16 protein-coding genes and 1 pseudogene are annotated in these 14,725 nt (G+C 44.1%); 7 read left to right on the top strand and 10 right to left on the bottom strand.

Going from position 1 to position 14,725, the window contains the following annotated elements; genetic code table 11:
• Positions 1-47 precede the first annotated feature (47 nt).
• Complete coding sequence (gene pepB / locus C2M32_RS15675; RefSeq protein WP_105169224.1) at positions 48-1,343, top strand: aminopeptidase PepB; 1,296 nt, start codon at positions 48-50, stop codon at positions 1,341-1,343.
• Between the two features lie 48 nt (positions 1,344-1,391).
• On the opposite strand, the gene C2M32_RS15670 is transcribed toward pepB, so the two are convergent.
• The 5 genes from C2M32_RS15670 to gpmM all read right to left on the bottom strand — a co-directional run bounded on the left by C2M32_RS15670 (position 1,392) and on the right by gpmM (position 6,680).
• On the bottom strand, positions 1,392-1,811 hold the full coding sequence (locus tag C2M32_RS15670) for a CBS domain-containing protein (protein WP_105169223.1): 420 nt from the start codon (positions 1,809-1,811) through the stop codon (positions 1,392-1,394).
• A 73-nt stretch (positions 1,812-1,884) separates the two neighbouring features.
• Positions 1,885-2,637: a divergent polysaccharide deacetylase family protein gene (locus tag C2M32_RS15665; protein WP_234401319.1), complete on the bottom strand. Its 753-nt coding sequence runs from the start codon at positions 2,635-2,637 to the stop codon at positions 1,885-1,887.
• A gap of 97 nt (positions 2,638-2,734) precedes the next feature.
• Entirely contained in the window at positions 2,735-3,961 is a 1,227-nt protein-coding gene (locus C2M32_RS15660) for a S41 family peptidase (RefSeq protein ID WP_105169222.1), read from the bottom strand.
• Positions 3,962-3,999: 38 nt separating this feature from the next.
• Positions 4,000-5,133 carry a murein hydrolase activator EnvC family protein gene (locus C2M32_RS15655; RefSeq protein ID WP_105169221.1) on the bottom strand — a complete coding sequence of 378 codons (1,134 nt, stop codon included), beginning with the start codon at positions 5,131-5,133 and terminating at the stop codon, positions 4,000-4,002.
• A 2-nt stretch (positions 5,134-5,135) separates the two neighbouring features.
• A complete protein-coding gene (gene gpmM / locus C2M32_RS15650; protein WP_105169220.1) occupies positions 5,136-6,680 on the bottom strand; it encodes a 2,3-bisphosphoglycerate-independent phosphoglycerate mutase in 1,545 nt (514 codons plus the stop codon).
• A gap of 300 nt (positions 6,681-6,980) precedes the next feature.
• On the opposite strand from gpmM, the gene C2M32_RS15645 reads away from it, so the two are divergent.
• The 4 genes and pseudogenes from C2M32_RS15645 to gpsA all read left to right on the top strand — a co-directional run bounded on the left by C2M32_RS15645 (position 6,981) and on the right by gpsA (position 9,217).
• A complete protein-coding gene (locus C2M32_RS15645; RefSeq protein WP_105169219.1) occupies positions 6,981-7,412 on the top strand; it encodes a rhodanese-like domain-containing protein in 432 nt (143 codons plus the stop codon).
• Positions 7,413-7,424: 12 nt separating this feature from the next.
• The gene (gene grxC, locus C2M32_RS15640; RefSeq protein ID WP_105169218.1) at positions 7,425-7,682 is read left to right on the top strand and encodes a glutaredoxin 3; all 258 of its coding nucleotides are present in this window, start codon (positions 7,425-7,427) and stop codon (positions 7,680-7,682) included.
• Between the two features lie 39 nt (positions 7,683-7,721).
• A pseudogene (secB, locus tag C2M32_RS15635) lies at positions 7,722-8,206 on the top strand (protein-export chaperone SecB).
• A gap of 3 nt (positions 8,207-8,209) precedes the next feature.
• Entirely contained in the window at positions 8,210-9,217 is a 1,008-nt protein-coding gene (gpsA, locus tag C2M32_RS15630; protein WP_105169217.1) for an NAD(P)H-dependent glycerol-3-phosphate dehydrogenase, read from the top strand.
• A gap of 12 nt (positions 9,218-9,229) precedes the next feature.
• Here the strand turns inward: gpsA and trmL are convergent, their stop codons facing one another.
• The gene (trmL, locus tag C2M32_RS15625) at positions 9,230-9,694 is read right to left on the bottom strand and encodes a tRNA (uridine(34)/cytosine(34)/5-carboxymethylaminomethyluridine(34)-2'-O)-methyltransferase TrmL (protein WP_105169216.1); all 465 of its coding nucleotides are present in this window, start codon (positions 9,692-9,694) and stop codon (positions 9,230-9,232) included.
• A 244-nt stretch (positions 9,695-9,938) separates the two neighbouring features.
• Between trmL and C2M32_RS15620 the strand changes: the two genes are divergently transcribed.
• Positions 9,939-10,772 (top strand): cation diffusion facilitator family transporter, encoded by an 834-nt coding sequence (locus tag C2M32_RS15620; RefSeq protein ID WP_234401311.1) that lies wholly within the window; start codon positions 9,939-9,941, stop codon positions 10,770-10,772.
• Here C2M32_RS15620 and C2M32_RS15615 read toward each other — a convergent pair.
• The 3 genes from C2M32_RS15615 to C2M32_RS15605 are packed head-to-tail and all read right to left on the bottom strand — an operon-like array spanning position 10,724 to position 13,768.
• Positions 10,724-11,692, bottom strand: coding sequence for an alpha/beta fold hydrolase (locus C2M32_RS15615; protein WP_105169215.1), 969 nt, complete (start codon positions 11,690-11,692; stop codon positions 10,724-10,726). The genes C2M32_RS15620 and C2M32_RS15615 overlap by 49 nt on opposite strands.
• Positions 11,689-13,101 (bottom strand): ATP-binding protein, encoded by a 1,413-nt coding sequence (locus tag C2M32_RS15610; protein WP_158678238.1) that lies wholly within the window; start codon positions 13,099-13,101, stop codon positions 11,689-11,691. The genes C2M32_RS15615 and C2M32_RS15610 overlap by 4 nt, the downstream gene beginning before the upstream one ends.
• Positions 13,082-13,768, bottom strand: coding sequence for a response regulator transcription factor (locus C2M32_RS15605; protein WP_105169325.1), 687 nt, complete (start codon positions 13,766-13,768; stop codon positions 13,082-13,084). Before C2M32_RS15605 ends, C2M32_RS15610 begins: the two co-directional genes overlap by 20 nt.
• A 150-nt stretch (positions 13,769-13,918) precedes the next feature.
• On the opposite strand from C2M32_RS15605, the gene C2M32_RS15600 reads away from it, so the two are divergent.
• A complete protein-coding gene (locus C2M32_RS15600) occupies positions 13,919-14,359 on the top strand; it encodes a Spy/CpxP family protein refolding chaperone (protein WP_105169213.1) in 441 nt (146 codons plus the stop codon).
• Positions 14,360-14,413: 54 nt separating this feature from the next.
• Here the strand turns inward: C2M32_RS15600 and yacG are convergent, their stop codons facing one another.
• Entirely contained in the window at positions 14,414-14,656 is a 243-nt protein-coding gene (yacG, locus tag C2M32_RS15595; RefSeq protein WP_105169212.1) for a DNA gyrase inhibitor YacG, read from the bottom strand.
• Between the last annotated feature and the right edge of the window lie 69 nt (positions 14,657-14,725).

The following is a 14,725-nucleotide window of genomic DNA, read 5'->3' as shown; positions in this document are numbered from 1 at the left end:
CTAGTGTACACTTTAGAACACTAACAAGTGCAAGAGTATATAGGATTATGTCTGACAAATTTATCGTTCGTTTGAGTGAACAAAGTGCAGCGCCTCATTGGGGGGCTGGCGCATCATTGTCTTTTGATCAAATGGGCGCAACTATTCATTTGAATGAGAATGAAACGCTAAAAAATATTCAAAAGGCTGCAAGAACCCTAGCGCAACAGGGGATCACACATGTTCAGTTGCAAGGTGAACAGTGGTGCACAGAGTCACAGTGGGCTTTCTACCAAGGGTTTGTTAGTCCAAAACAGCTTTCAGGTGTAACTTTTGTTGAAAATGCCCAGTCAGATATGAATGAATTAATCGCGTTACAGAATTCAGCGATTTGGGCGCGTCAGATGATCAACGGCACCGCTGAGGATATTTACCCAGAAAGTTTAGCGGGTAAAGCTGCTGAGTTTATTCAATCGCTAGCGCCGGAACATGTGAGCTATCAGATTATTAAAGGTAAAGCACTATTAGAGCAGCAGTGGATTGGTATTCATGAAGTGGGCAGAGGAAGTGAGCGTCCCCCTGTGCTACTAGAGCTGGATTATAATCCCACGGGTGATGTGAATGCACCAGTGAGCGCAGCATTGGTTGGTAAGGGGATTACCTTTGACTCAGGAGGTTACTCTATCAAGCCAAGCGAAGGGATGCTGGGCATGAAGTGTGACATGGGTGGAGCGGCAACGGTTACAGCTGGTTTAGCTCTGGCCATTCAACGTGGTATCAACAAGCGAATTAAGTTATTCCTGTGTTGTGCAGAAAACTTGATCTCAGGTCATGCTTATAAATTGGGTGACATTCTCACTTACAAGAACGGCACAACCGTAGAGATAGTTAATACTGACGCTGAAGGGCGTTTGGTGCTGGCGGATGGACTAATGGCCGCTGGGGAAACGGGCGCTGAGTTAATCATTGATGCAGCAACCTTGACTGGTGCGGCATTGGTAGCGGTGGGGCAAGAGTACAATGCGTTATTTGGCTTAGACAAAGAGTTGGTTGCTGATGTACAGCAGTTCGCCAGTGAAGAATTCGAAGCCGCTTGGCCCCTACCTTTGGAAAAATGGCACCAAAATAACTGTCCGTCAGCGTATGCTGATACGGCAAATAGTCGTGCGCAAAAAGGCGGTGGCTATGGTGGTGCGTCAAATGCGGCGGGCTTCTTATCTCGCTTTGTGCCAAATGAGGGTAAGGGCTGGGTACATATAGACCTTGCTGCGTCATTCCAAAACAATGCTGGTAGCCAATGGGCCGCTGGGGCAACCACGTTGGGTATGCGCACCGTGGCACGCACTCTGGCAGAAAAGGCTTAATCTAAAAACCAGAAATGCAGCCTGTTTTATGCTGCATTTCTTTATCTATCAAGATAGCAGTGCCGCAGCTAGACGAACAAAATCAGAGGACGTCAAAATTCCAAGCAGTTTGTTTTGCTCATTTACGACGGGCATACAGCCATGACGATTACTGACGAAAAACTCAGCCACTTCAGCAAGACTTTGAGTAGGTTGAATACTGGCGAAGTCGGTCGCCATAATATCTTCAATGACTGTATACTTTTCTTTTCTTTCTAATGCATTAGGGCCATATGTGGCCATGATCCCCATCACTTTCGCGATCATAATTTTTTGCGTCAACATACCCTGTAAGATGCCCTGTTCATCGATCACTGGAATATGACGAATATTCTTTTCACGCATCAGATCGTGCGCGTCCTTCAATGAAGATTTTCGGTCAACTGCAAAGGGGTCTGCGGTCATGAGATCAGCAACGGTTTGTAACATCATCTTTTCCTTTTAACAGATCATGATTAAGTTATAACGCACATTTGGGTGTGATGCATGTATCGAGATCAAACTAATCGCTGGTTGGGATCAAGAATTCAGCTTGGTGCTGTTGACGTTCGGCCAGTTGGATATACTTTGATTCGACTAACTGAGAAACAGGAACTAATTCATAACCTTGGGCGACGAGCTCGGGTAAAGCCACTTTCAGGAAGGCGACCGTTTGAGGGTAAGGGTGTGCAATTGCGATGGCGAATTGTTCAGAATCGGCTTTACTTTTTAGGGCCTGTAATTGTTGCACCAAAGCGTCATAAGTTGGGTCGTTATCAAGGAAAATATGACGGCCAATGTTTTCAACACCATATAAATTAGCAACGGTTTGTGCCTGTGTGTGCTCAGTCGTGCGGCTGTCTAGAAAGAATAGACCGCGTTTTTTTAACACTTCCATGGTCCACTTCATCGGCTGAACGTACTGAGTGAGTGCAGACCCCATATGATTATTGACGCCTTTAACTTGGGGTAAGGTAGCAAGCGCATGTCCAAGCGTACTTTGTAGCTGCCATTTATTCATATCTAGAGTGAGCGCACCGGGACCCAGTGCCTTTTCTTGTAATGATTGCATGGGAATGTGGAGCAACAACTCTTTGTTGGCACGACTGGCCATAAATGCAAACTGTTGAGAATAAGGGGTATGGGGTAAAATTGAAAACGACAACTGACCAGGCAAATCCAGCAGTTGTAGATCTCTTTCATGATTGCCGACGTCATCAATAACGATGGCAATTTGTTTTGCTGCGCTTGGAAATGCGATTAGCCAAAGCACCAAAACTCCCCAAAAAATTTTATGCACAGTTGAGCTTCTTATTATTTTTTATTGTTCAATTTTTATCTACGCCTGTGTGAAGTGTAGACACTTATAAAATCTAGTGTTTTTTAAGTAACTGTTTTGCTTTTAGCAAATGCGAATCAAGTCTTACGAGTTGTTCATTTCTGGTTGTTTGTTCACCAGTCATTATAACGCTTTTACTTAAATGTGAAAGCATTTGCTTTGTCAGTGTAATATCAGGCGAAATGCCTACGCCTTCAATCGAACGTCCAGAAGGCGTGTAATAGCGTGCAGTTGTCAGTTTAAGGGCTGTTGTGCCGTTACCAATAGGGATCAGTGATTGAACCGAGCCCTTACCATACGAGGGAGTCCCCACCACTAGAGCGCGGTGATTGTCTTGTAGGGCACCTGCCAGTATCTCCGCTGCTGATGCTGAGTTTTCATTGATCATGACGACAACAGGCGCACCATTTAGCACGTCACCTTTTTGAGCTTTAAAGTGCTGATTCGCATCATAAAATCGTCCTTTGGTGAACACTATGGTGCCAGCATTTAAAAACAGGTCAGAGATTGCGACTGCGCTGGTAAGCGTTCCTCCCGGATTGTCTCTTAAGTCAATCACTAACCCAGCTAAAGGTTCGCCATTTTCGGAGGCTAACTTATTTAGGTGTCTGGCCACATCGTGAAAGCTATTATTATTAAAGCCATTGAGGGATATGTAACCATTGCCGTTGGAGAGCATTAGGCTTGTTACGCTCTCCAAATTAATTTCCTGACGACGAAGTGCCAATGTTAGTTGCTGTGTGGCGCGTTCAACAGTAATTTTAATTGTAGAAAATTCAGCTTCTTGAAGTAATTTTGAGACATGTGCAATGTCTTTGTTTGTGACATCTTCAGCATTGATTGCGACTAGTTTATCGCCACCTTCAATACCTGCAAGCTCGGCAGGTGAGCCGGGTAATGTGTTGACGATAACGATACGGTTTTCTATTTCTTCAACCTCAATACCAATCCCTGTATATCGACCATTCGCTGCGCTAAAAATGGCCTCAAGTTCAGTCTCTGATAGGAATTTAGAATAGGGGTCTAGCTCAGTGAATAGTTGCTCTAGGTTACTTTTATCAACATGGCTAAGAGGTACATCTTCGACATAGTAAGCGTGAATGTGGAACAGAATTTCATTGACTTGTTCATGGGTAAATTGTTGCTTGGCAAAAGTGCTGGGAGTAACAAAGCTTAAGCCTATGACAACCCAAAGCAGTACAATAAACCACGCAAAATGATTGCGTACTACGTTATGTTCGAGATTAAAAAGTCGGTTCATGTGCTGCTCCAATCTTTGGTGCAGCACGGGTTAATCAATTAACTTGCTTTACACCATTTTACCGGATCGACAGCGCTTCCTTTATGCCGTATTTCGAAGTATAGACCAGAACGAGATTGTCCGCCGCTTTGTCCAACGAGCGCGATTGTTTCACCAGCATTAACTAAATCCCCCACATCTTTTAATAAAGTCTGTGTATGTCCATACAAACTCATAAAGCCTTCACCATGATCAACGACCATGACCCAGCCAAAGCCATTCAACCAATCAGCATAAACGACTTGGCCTTGTTTGATACTGTTCACAGGTGTGCCGGCTGCGGCCTGAATCAACACGCCTTTCCAGCTCATCCCGGCATGCTTTCTTTGACCAAAACGGTGTCTGAGTCGCCCTTTACTCGGCCAAAGTAAGCGTCCTTTACTGTTTGCCAATCCATCCAAAACGATTTCACTAGGCTCTTGTACTTTGGCGAGTTCCTCAAGTGTCGCTATCAGAGTTTGCTCATTTTCTTTTAGGTAATCTATGGCTTGAGCAGTTTGTTCAAGGGCATTGTTGAGCTCATTGAGGTGTGATTGACGTTCTTGTTGACCCGCAACCAGTGCAGTCTGACGCGATTCTTGTTGGGCGTATAATGCTTTGAGTTCTTGTTGCTTTTTGTTTAATTGTTGCTGATTTTTGTCTAGCTCAGCAACGATAAGTTTCAATTCTTCAAGCTGATTAATACGCGCTTTATTGAAATAATCATAGTAACTAATAGTACGCTCTAGAGTTGAACTTTGCTCTTGATTTAAAAGCATTTTTGAGTAGTCGTGGTTACCTGTCATGTAAGCGCTTTTGAGCTGTGCAGCCAATAGTTTCTGCAAGTGCGCTTTTTTCTTTTCTAAGCTCTTTGCTTCGCTTTGCAATGTATATTGCTGCTGCTGATTTTCGGCGATCCCACGTTGAGTCAAAGACAAAGCTTTGGCATTTTTGGCAATGTCTAGCTCTTGCGATTTGAGCTTTGCACGCAGAGATGCAATTTTATCTCTCTGTTTCTGATAATCTTTTTGGCTCTTTTTGAGCTCTTGTTGTACTTCGGTTAAATCTTGTTTGGTTCTTGATTCATTGGCGGCAACAGTTGTTACCGCCAATGCCAGACCAAGCAATATTAACTTGCTGGGCAAGATGCGCATGGTTATTTCAAGGTCATTATTGGTGTACCAGTCATTTCGCTTGGTTGCTCCATGCCTAGTAGGTGTAACATAGTCGGTGCTACATCACTGAGAGTTTTACCACTGTGTGGTTGAGCATCTCGACCCACATAGATAAATGGCACGGGCTCTGAAGTATGAGCGGTATGTGCCTGACCTGTTTTAGCATTGGTCATTTGTTCGGCATTTCCATGGTCGGCAGTTATCAAAGCTTCGCCACCTACCTCTTCGAGAGCACTGATCACTCGGCCGACACATTTATCAACAGCTTCACAGGCTTTCACTGCTGCGCTAAATACGCCAGAATGTCCTACCATATCGCCATTGGGATAGTTACAAATGATTACGTCATACTCGCCGCTATGAATGGCTTCGACTAATTTGTCGGTGAGTAGCTCAGAGTTCATTTCAGGCTGTAGGTCGTAAGTTGCTACTTGCGGTGAAGGGATAAGTTCTCGCTTTTCACCTTCAAACTCAGCTTCTCTGCCACCACTGAAGAAGAATGTGACGTGTGCGTACTTTTCTGTTTCAGAAATACGTAATTGCGTTTTATTATGTTTCGCTAGCCACTCACCCAATACATTGTTAAGTGCTTCAGGAGCAAACGCTACGGGAGCTTTTATGTCTGCGGCATATTCTGTCATCATCACAAAGGCGCTTAATGCTGGCGCGACTTTTTTACTAAAGCCTGCAAACTCACTATCAACAAATGCTCGCGTCATTTGTCGAGCTCTGTCCGCTCTGAAGTTCATAAAAATCAGCGTGTCACCATCATTGATGGTGGCAGGCGCCGCATCATTGGGCTGGATCACACTGGCTTTAACAAACTCGTCATTTTCATCGCGTGCATAGGCTGCATTTAGCGCAGTAACGCCATCATCGAATGTGAAATCACCTTCTGCGCAGACCATCAAATTGTATGCCGCTTCGATTCGATCCCAGCGGTTGTCTCTATCCATTGCATAATAACGACCAACAATAGACGCTAAACGACCACAGTTGAGTTGTGCAAACAGCGCTTCGATGCGTTCAATTGATGCTTGAGCGCTACGAGGGGGAGTATCTCTACCGTCTAGGAATGCATGAAAATAAACAGCCTTTGCACCACGCTGGGCCGCTAGTTTGATGCCTGCGACAATATGATCTTCATGACTATGTACACCACCTGGACTTAACAGCCCCATTAAATGAACGGCTTTTCCAGCAGCGACCGCTTTGTCGATGCTTTCTAACAATACGGGATTGTGTTCAAACTCACCGTCATCAATTGCTTTAGTGATGCGGGTAAAATCTTGATAAACAATTCTGCCTGCGCCAAGGTTAACGTGACCTACCTCTGAGTTACCCATTTGACCATCGGGAAGTCCTACATCTAACCCCGAGCCAGAGATGAGCGTGCGAGGTTTGCTTTGCCATAAATTGTCTAGCACTGGGGTATTGGCCGCTAGAATAGCGTTACTTTCGGATTCTTCTCTATAACCCCAACCGTCTAAAATCATTAGAACCAGTGGTTTTTTTTGTGCTGTCATTTGGGCTCCTTTAGAACTTATCTCGTTATTTGTGTCTCAGAGATGGATTGACACTTAAGCACGACAAAATTATCGCCATTAGCATACCTTGTTTTGTGTAAATATTCAGCCCTGCCGCTATGATTTATCCTCAACTTGATGACGGTTTTCAAAGTTGAGTGCTTGCATTATGGCAATAACTGTTCACCACAAAGGGCTATACCGAAAGGATCGCAAAATGTATACTGCGAGGCTATTCATTATATGGGTGCTTGAGCTAGACAGAGGCAAAGCATTCAACACTGTTAAGTTGGAAGGTGCATGGAACAATACATCGAATTTATTGGTAATAATGCTATTTTGAGCATTATCTGGCTGGCTTTGGTGATTTTGATTGTCGCCAGCTGGTTCAAAAGTAAATTTTCAGCCATTAGACAGATCAACCCTCAACAACTGACTTTGCTGGTAAACAGAGAAGAAGGTCAAGTTGTTGATATTCGTCCTGTAAAGGAGTTTAACTCGGGCAGAATTGCAGGGGCGATACAGCTAAGTGCTGAAAAAGCGAAACAAAGTGACTTTGCGGGTCTTGAAAAGCACAAAAACAAACCCATTATACTTGTGTGTACTACAGGCATGACAGCCTCGGGCATAGCAAACACTATGCATAAAGCAGGATATGAGCAAGTCTATGTGCTCAACGGCGGTATGGGCGCTTGGCAAAGTGCTGGGCTACCGACCACAAATGGAAAATAATGAGGAGCACATATGACACAAGTTGTGATCTATACAAAAGACTATTGTCCTTTTTGCCATCGTGCCAAAGCATTACTTGATGCAAAAGGTGTCACGTACACCGAATATGATATTGGTAAGCAGCCCGAGTTACGTGATGAAATGATAGAGAAAGCGAACGGTGGCTACACCGTACCGCAGATTTTTATCGACAATAACCACATCGGTGGCTGTGACGATATGATGGCCATTGAAGCAAAAGGTGAGTTAAACGCCTTGCTTAATATTTAAAACTACATTTAATAAAATCTAAAGAATCTAGGAACACTCATGACAGATCAAAATCAAAACGCAGCAGCAGAACAACAACAAGGCGCACAATTCAACATTCAACGCATTTACACAAAAGATGTTTCTTTTGAAACGCCTAACTCACCTGCGATTTTCCAAAAAGAGTGGACACCAGAAGTTAAGCTAGATATGGATACGCGTTCAGAAAAGCTAGACAACAACATCTATGAAGTTGTACTTGCGTTAACTGTAACTGCGACAATCGGTGAAGAAACGGCTTTCTTATGTGAAATTCAACAAGCGGGTATTTTCTCTATTGCTGATTTAGAGGAAGTACAAATGGCACACATGCTTGGCGCTTTCTGTCCAAACATTCTTTTCCCATATGCTCGTGAACTGTTGCAAGCTTAGTAAACCGTGGTACGTTCCCGCAGTTAAACTTAGCACCAGTTAACTTCGACGCGCTATTTGCTCAGTACATGCAGCAAAGAGCAGCGCAGGCAGAGCAAACTGCTGACGCTTAATCAATGAGTTCAGTTCAGTCAGCTGTAACTGTATTAGGGGCGGGGTCTTATGGCACCGCCCTTGCTATTTGTTTTGCCCGAAATGGTCATAAAGTGACATTGTGGGGGCGAAACAAAGACGACGTTGCGACGCTTGCAGCTGAGCGTAGAAACCAGCGTTATTTACCTGATTGTCAGTTTCCTGAGTCATTACAGCTTGAAAGTGATTTAAAGCGTGCCGTGCAAGCCAGTGAAATTGTATTGCTGGTGGTGCCAAGCCACGCGTTTGCTGACACGCTAGCGCTAATTCGTGATGATCTTTTACCCAACGCAAAAGTGGCATGGGCAACGAAAGGGTTAGAACCCGATACCGGACGTTTGTTACAAGAAGTGGCGCTGCAGCAATTGGGCGACAAGGTTCCTTTGGCGGTGCTTTCAGGTCCAACCTTTGCTAAAGAAATGGCAGCAGGTCTGCCCACCGCGATTTCTGTCGCTGCGACCGATACGGATTTTGCCTCTGAACTTGCTAAGTTATTACACTGTGGACGCTCTTTTAGGGTTTATAGTAATGATGACTTCATTGGTATTCAGCTTGGGGGCGCGGTGAAAAATGTCATTGCGATTGGCGCAGGTATGTCTGACGGATTTGGCTTCGGTGCTAATGCGCGCACTGCTCTCATTACTCGGGGGCTTGCGGAACTTTGTCGCTTAGGCAAGGCGCTGGGTGCGCGTTCGGAAACCTTTATGGGTATGGCAGGCTTGGGCGACTTAATCTTGACCTGTACGGACAATCAATCTCGTAATCGCCGTTTTGGTCTAGCGCTAGGTAAAGGTCTTGGCGTTGATGAGGCTATGCAGAGCATTGGTCAGGTTGTAGAGGGCTATCGCAATACCAAAGAAGTGTATTTACTTGCCCAACGCAGTGGTATTGAAATGCCCATTACTGAGCAAATATATCAAGTGCTATATCAGCAAAAAGATGTAAAAGAAGCAGCCATGGCGCTGCTTGGAAGAGAACAAAAAGCGGAGTAAATTCCGCTTTTTTTATGTGGCATTAGCAAAATCTAGCTGACGCCAAGACTCGTATACAAATACGGCCACTGCGTTGGATAAGTTCATGCTGCGGCTGTCTGGGCGCATAGGAATGCGCAGACGTTGCTCTTCAGGTAATGAGAAAATAATTTCTTCAGGTAAGCCACGTGTTTCTGGGCCGAAAAGCAGGCAATCTCCTGCTTGATATTCAGGCTGATGATGGTATTTTTTACCCTTGGTTGTGCAAGCGAATACGCGTTTTGGCTGACGAGCTTGCAGGTAGTCCTCAAACGAGGCGTGTCGTTGCACATTGCTAAACTCGTGATAATCCAATCCGGCACGTTTAACACGCTTGTCATCCCATTCAAATCCCAAAGGCTCAATAAGGTGTAGCGCATAGCCTGTGTTGGCACATAAGCGAATGATGTTTCCCGTATTGGGTGGGATCTCAGGTTGGTAAAGCACAATATCTAACATAATAACCTCGAAAAATTAGCTGTGCTTAGTATAGCGAAATGGCAAGTTATGAGTAAGCTTTGTGTATTGTTTTACGCTTATATGTCATCAATATTTCACTTCATTTAGCTAAACTGTACACTATTGAAATGGTAGGTACTTTTGCAAGTCTGCATGAAATAACAATACTGGGGAAGCTGTGAAACCAAGTTATGATGTACTCGTTCGCTTTGCGAGCATATTCACTATGATAATGGTGAGTTTAATGATAGCGACCAAATGTTGGGCGTGGCTAGCTTCTGGAAGCGCTTCAATGCTGGGCTCTCTAACAGATTCATTACTGGATATTAGCGCCTCGATGATGAGCTTTCTGGTATTAAGTTATGCGTTGCGTCCTGCCGATGATGAACACCGTTTTGGGCATGGTAAGGCGGAGGCGTTGGCTGGGCTAGGGCAAGCTGCATTTATCGCGGGGTCGGCCATTTTACTTTCATTTCACGCTATAGAGCGGATGTTCAATCCCGTCGTACTTAAACATTCTTTGCTTGGCGTATGGGTGAGTTTGTTTGCCATTGTCTGTACCTTGTTGGTGGTTATGGTCCAATATCAAGTGGTCAAACGTACACATTCAGTCGCTGTAAAAGCAGACTCATTGCATTATAAGGGAGATGTTTTATTGAATTTGGCGGTCTTAGTGGCAATCCTACTTTCCTATTACGGGATGTCCAATGCGGATCCTATTTTTGCCATCGGAGTTGCAGGCTACCTACTTTACAATTGCTGGGACATTGCGAAAGAAAGTGCAGCTCACTTGATGGATAAGGAGCTTCCTGATGAAGAGAAAGCCGAAATAGTGCTATTGGCTTCTAGTCATGACGAGGTATATGGCGTACATGATTTACGCACCCGCCAAAGTGGTAAAGTAAAGTTTATCCAATTACATCTAGAACTGGATGATGATATGCCTTTGATGCGCGCTCACGCGGTATCTGATGAGGTGGTTGAGATAATTCAACAGGCTTTTGAAGGTGACTTGGATGTACTTATACATCAGGATCCTGTGTCTTTGGCGGTAAAAGCTAAGTCATCACAAAATTGATAAAAGTGCTCCATCACCCCATAACGGATAGCATCTTGCTCACATAAAAGTTCATGTCTGGCACCTGCAAAGGTGTGTAATTGCGCCGTTGGGTGGCTTTGTACAAAAGCAGCTTGGGCGCGATTATCAACCACTTCGTCTTGTTCTGCGCTGGCAATAAATATCGGGCAATGAATATCTAGCTTAGGTATGGAGCTGATAAATTTAAAAGCTTGATTGAGCCAGCCAAAGCTTACACCACCTAAGCACAGTTCGGCCTCATTTTGATATAATGTTCGAAAGCGTTGATAGCGTGTATGGCAGTGAGTGAGCTGGTTTTCATCAAACGGTAGGTTGAGGTAATTACTTTGTCCAACCGCATAAAATTTACCTAATCCGAGCCAGCAGCCTATTTTAGCTATCCACTTTGCGAGTTGATACGGGGTATTGTGGGTATGAATATCAAACATAGGCGCAGATAAGAAGGCTCCGCTGATGTGGTTATCATGGCGAGCTAGGTAGTCACAGGTAATAGCTGCGCCCATGGAGTGCGCCAATATAAAGAGTTCACCTTTTTGTGCTGGTCGCACAATCTTATCAATGAAGGTGTTTAAGTCATCACTATAGTCTGAAAACTGTTTTACATAGCCAATTTGAGGGTTGGCAGTCAATCGCTCAGATAACCCTTGACCAATATGGTCATAGGTAAAAACGGCGACGCTATTTTGTGCTAGCTCCCAAAGCAGCTCTTGATACTTCCATGCAGATTCAATACGACCATTGACCAGTACTACACTGTATTTAGCTGCTGCGGGTACGTGGTAGCTGTAAAATAAACGCCCAGAAGAACCAACAAAATAGCCTTGCTGGGATTGTTGCCAGTGTTTTTCGATGTCGCCATGATGTAGCGCCAATGCGGAGCTGTAGCTATAAAAGTTCATATCGGTAGTGTCATTATCACTAAAAGGCCATGGGGCTGATTGTGTTTAAACGTCAAAGTACCATGGTGCGCGAAAATAGCACGTTTGGCAATGGCTAGGCCTAGTCCAATTCCACCACTGTCACGGTTTCGCGACTGACTGGTGCGAAAAAAAGGCTGGCACAGCTGTTGGAGTGCATCATCAGATACACCTTCTCCATCATCAGTGATACAAATTTCAACCTGATTATTTGTTACTGAAAAGGACATACTTATAGTTTGCTGCGCATACTTGATGGCATTGCGCAGTACATTTTCAATCGCACTGCTGAGTAACTCTCCATCACACTCTAACGTCAGTTTTGGCAGTGTTGTAACCTTCAACTCTTTACCCATTTGCTCGGCTTCAAAATGCGCATCTAGTAGTAAGTTATCAAGTAAGGTTGCCATACTGACCTGCTGCATATGCAATGTCTGCTGCCCGTGCTCCAGACGTGAAAGTGTTAAAATATCAGACAGCATTTTATCCAGACATTGGGCTTCTTTTTCAATTCGAGTCAAATAGGCGAGTTGTTGTTCGTTTGCGTTGTCCTGAGCCAGTGCATTGGCCAGACTCAAGCGAGTAAGTGGAGAGCGCAGTTCATGGGATACGTCCGCCAGTAGCTGCTTATGTGTGTTAACGCTTTGCTCCAGCTTGTCTGCCATATGATTGAAGTCATACATCAGCGTGGTAACTTCGTCGTGGCGATGCTTGGGTATTTGCACTCGCGCTGTAAGCTCCCCTGATGCCAGTGCTTTCGCGCTGCTTCCTAAAGAGTTGAGCGGGGCAACTAGACGACGACTAAAAAGGATACTCAGTAGTACGGAGGGTAACAGTACTGCGAGTGCTTTGAGCCAAAAGGGCAGCATTTTCATACGCATTAACAAAGGCGGTTCACGCAAAGGCTTTATTTGGAAAAGCTGATAACGTTCACCTTCAGCATTGATTTCAAAAGGGCCGTAAGCAAAGTAGCGCTCTGTGGCGATAAATTGGGGAGCTTGCGGTTCATCAAAGTGCAGTAAAGACAAGTCTAAGTTGTGCTTATTAGGCTGTGATGTCAGGCTTTGCTCTATATTTGAATGGGCTAAATACAGCCATTTATGTTCGTTAAACCTTGGATGATTAATGACCTTCTCAAGAGGTTTGTGTTTGACGTTTACCAACCTATCGATATTGTGTTGTAGATGGACCAGAGAATCTAACAACTTTCCTTTTAGCGCTTTCGTTTCAAGTCGCTCAGGCTGTAGCTGACTGAGTGCAACAAGTAATATTAGAATACTGATAATAGTGAGCCAAAACCCCAAAAAAGCTTGGAAAAACAGTCCTGATGGACGAATGCTTTGGCGCGCCTTTTGGCAGCACTTTTGAATATTACTGATCCAAGAAAACATAGCCGCTGCCCCTGATGGTCTGTATACAATTGCAATCATTGTATTTAGCTATTTTCTTACGCAAGTTACTGACATGTACATCAATGGAGCGATCAAAAGGTGCCAAACGCCGACCAAGTACGTGTTGACTCAATGTATCTTTACTGACGACCTTACCAACATGACTCATGAGCTGATACAAGACCGCAAATTCAGTGCCTGTTAGTGTAAGTTCATGACCATCTACACTCACTCGGCGTGCAGATTCATTGAGTGTGACGTGATTGATATTCATGAGCTGCGTTTGTTGGCTTGCTTGTTTTACATAATCAATCCGGCGACCAATTGCATGTATACGAGCGAGTAGTTCTCTGTGGTTAAAGGGTTTTGGCAGATAATCATCAGCGCCCAATTCAAGACCAAATATGCGGTCAAAGTCATCCCCTTTGGCCGTAAGCATAATAACGGGCGTTAAGTGCGTTGCTCTGAGTTTTTTAAGGACTTCGAAACCATCTAACACAGGCAGCATGACATCAAGCAAGATAACATCGAATGATTCACTGGTCGCCAGTTGTAAACCTGCTTCACCATCAAAGGCCTGAGACACGTCACAGCCTTGAGCGCTTAGGTACTCACATAATAAATCACTCAAAGTGTGATCGTCTTCAATTAATAGCAGCTTACTCATAACGTCTTTTTTCATGGGTCTATAAGAGTAGTTTACCTTGCAAAATATTAAATTGCAGATCTTTACACAGCCTTTACATTGCTTTGCGTTGCTTTGCATCAGAGCGATTAAGCTAACAACGTATTCATTGATAACCCAGAGGAACACCCTATGAAAGTGACATCAACATTGAGCGTATTAGCGCTTACAGGTACGTTATTATTTACTTCTTTAGCCCAAGCTGGGCACGGACATCATGATAAACATTTTTTACTCACTGAAAAAGCAGCTGCAAAGCTCAACCTAACTCAGGCGCAGCAGGACAAGATAGCTCAAATCCTTGAACAGAAAAAGACAGCAATGAAAGCGTTAAAAACATCACGCGTTGAACACAAAGATGAATTTAAAGCATTGATGGAAAATGATTACTTTGATGAGCAACAGGCCAAAGCGTTGATTGCTAAACGTAGCGAAGCAAAGAATGAAGCATTGCTTGCAAAATTGAAGAGCAAACATCAAATCAGGCAGGTGTTAAATCAAGAGCAACGTGACAAGTTGGCTAAGATGAAGCATCGCGAAATGGAAAGACACCATAAGATGGAAAGTAACTAGAAGTAACTTAGTGACCGCCCGTGAGAGGGAGCCCTCTCACGGACAGTTTATATTTTATTGGAAAAAAGAATCTTCTTGCTTTGCCAACATTGCTTCAATATCTTCGATCATTTCTTGTTGATCTTGTACGTCCATTTGGGTATCTGAAGTGATGGCGGTTGAGATCTTATTGTTTTCAAACGACCACTCGCCCAAATCAATCAGTTGACATCGCTTTGAGCAAAAAGGGCGGTTAGGACTTTGCTCAGACCAAATTACATCATTTTGGCAGGTTGGGCATTTTACGATTGTGGGCATAGAAAGCTCCCTTGAAGTAGTGTGGCGACAGTCTAATTAAATTAACTCTTAGATGCTAGAACCGTGTCA

Origin of the sequence: Pseudoalteromonas sp. T1lg23B (assembly GCF_002964665.1) — a bacterium.
Lineage (GTDB): Bacteria > Pseudomonadota > Gammaproteobacteria > Enterobacterales > Alteromonadaceae > Pseudoalteromonas.
The sequence above is the reverse complement of the archived record's forward strand: the minus strand, read 5'-3'. Positions and strand labels throughout refer to the sequence as shown.

What these genes read in the sequence shown, in the direction of transcription:
- pepB (WP_105169224.1), top strand. Translation starts at nt 48, where the DNA reads ATGTCTGACAAATTTATCGTTCGTTTGAGTGAACAAAGTGCAGCGCCT.
- C2M32_RS15670 (WP_105169223.1), bottom strand. Translation starts at nt 1,811, where the DNA reads ATGTTACAAACCGTTGCTGATCTCATGACCGCAGACCCCTTTGCAGTT.
- C2M32_RS15660 (WP_105169222.1), bottom strand. Translation starts at nt 3,961, where the DNA reads ATGAACCGACTTTTTAATCTCGAACATAACGTAGTACGCAATCATTTT.
- C2M32_RS15655 (WP_105169221.1), bottom strand. Translation starts at nt 5,133, where the DNA reads ATGCGCATCTTGCCCAGCAAGTTAATATTGCTTGGTCTGGCATTGGCG.
- gpmM (WP_105169220.1), bottom strand. Translation starts at nt 6,680, where the DNA reads ATGACAGCACAAAAAAAACCACTGGTTCTAATGATTTTAGACGGTTGG.
- C2M32_RS15645 (WP_105169219.1), top strand. Translation starts at nt 6,981, where the DNA reads ATGGAACAATACATCGAATTTATTGGTAATAATGCTATTTTGAGCATT.
- grxC (WP_105169218.1), top strand. Translation starts at nt 7,425, where the DNA reads ATGACACAAGTTGTGATCTATACAAAAGACTATTGTCCTTTTTGCCAT.
- gpsA (WP_105169217.1), top strand. Translation starts at nt 8,210, where the DNA reads ATGAGTTCAGTTCAGTCAGCTGTAACTGTATTAGGGGCGGGGTCTTAT.
- trmL (WP_105169216.1), bottom strand. Translation starts at nt 9,694, where the DNA reads ATGTTAGATATTGTGCTTTACCAACCTGAGATCCCACCCAATACGGGA.
- C2M32_RS15620 (WP_234401311.1), top strand. Translation starts at nt 9,939, where the DNA reads ATGATAGCGACCAAATGTTGGGCGTGGCTAGCTTCTGGAAGCGCTTCA.
- C2M32_RS15615 (WP_105169215.1), bottom strand. Translation starts at nt 11,692, where the DNA reads ATGAACTTTTATAGCTACAGCTCCGCATTGGCGCTACATCATGGCGAC.
- C2M32_RS15610 (WP_158678238.1), bottom strand. Translation starts at nt 13,101, where the DNA reads ATGTTTTCTTGGATCAGTAATATTCAAAAGTGCTGCCAAAAGGCGCGC.
- C2M32_RS15605 (WP_105169325.1), bottom strand. Translation starts at nt 13,768, where the DNA reads ATGAGTAAGCTGCTATTAATTGAAGACGATCACACTTTGAGTGATTTA.
- C2M32_RS15600 (WP_105169213.1), top strand. Translation starts at nt 13,919, where the DNA reads ATGAAAGTGACATCAACATTGAGCGTATTAGCGCTTACAGGTACGTTA.
- yacG (WP_105169212.1), bottom strand. Translation starts at nt 14,656, where the DNA reads ATGCCCACAATCGTAAAATGCCCAACCTGCCAAAATGATGTAATTTGG.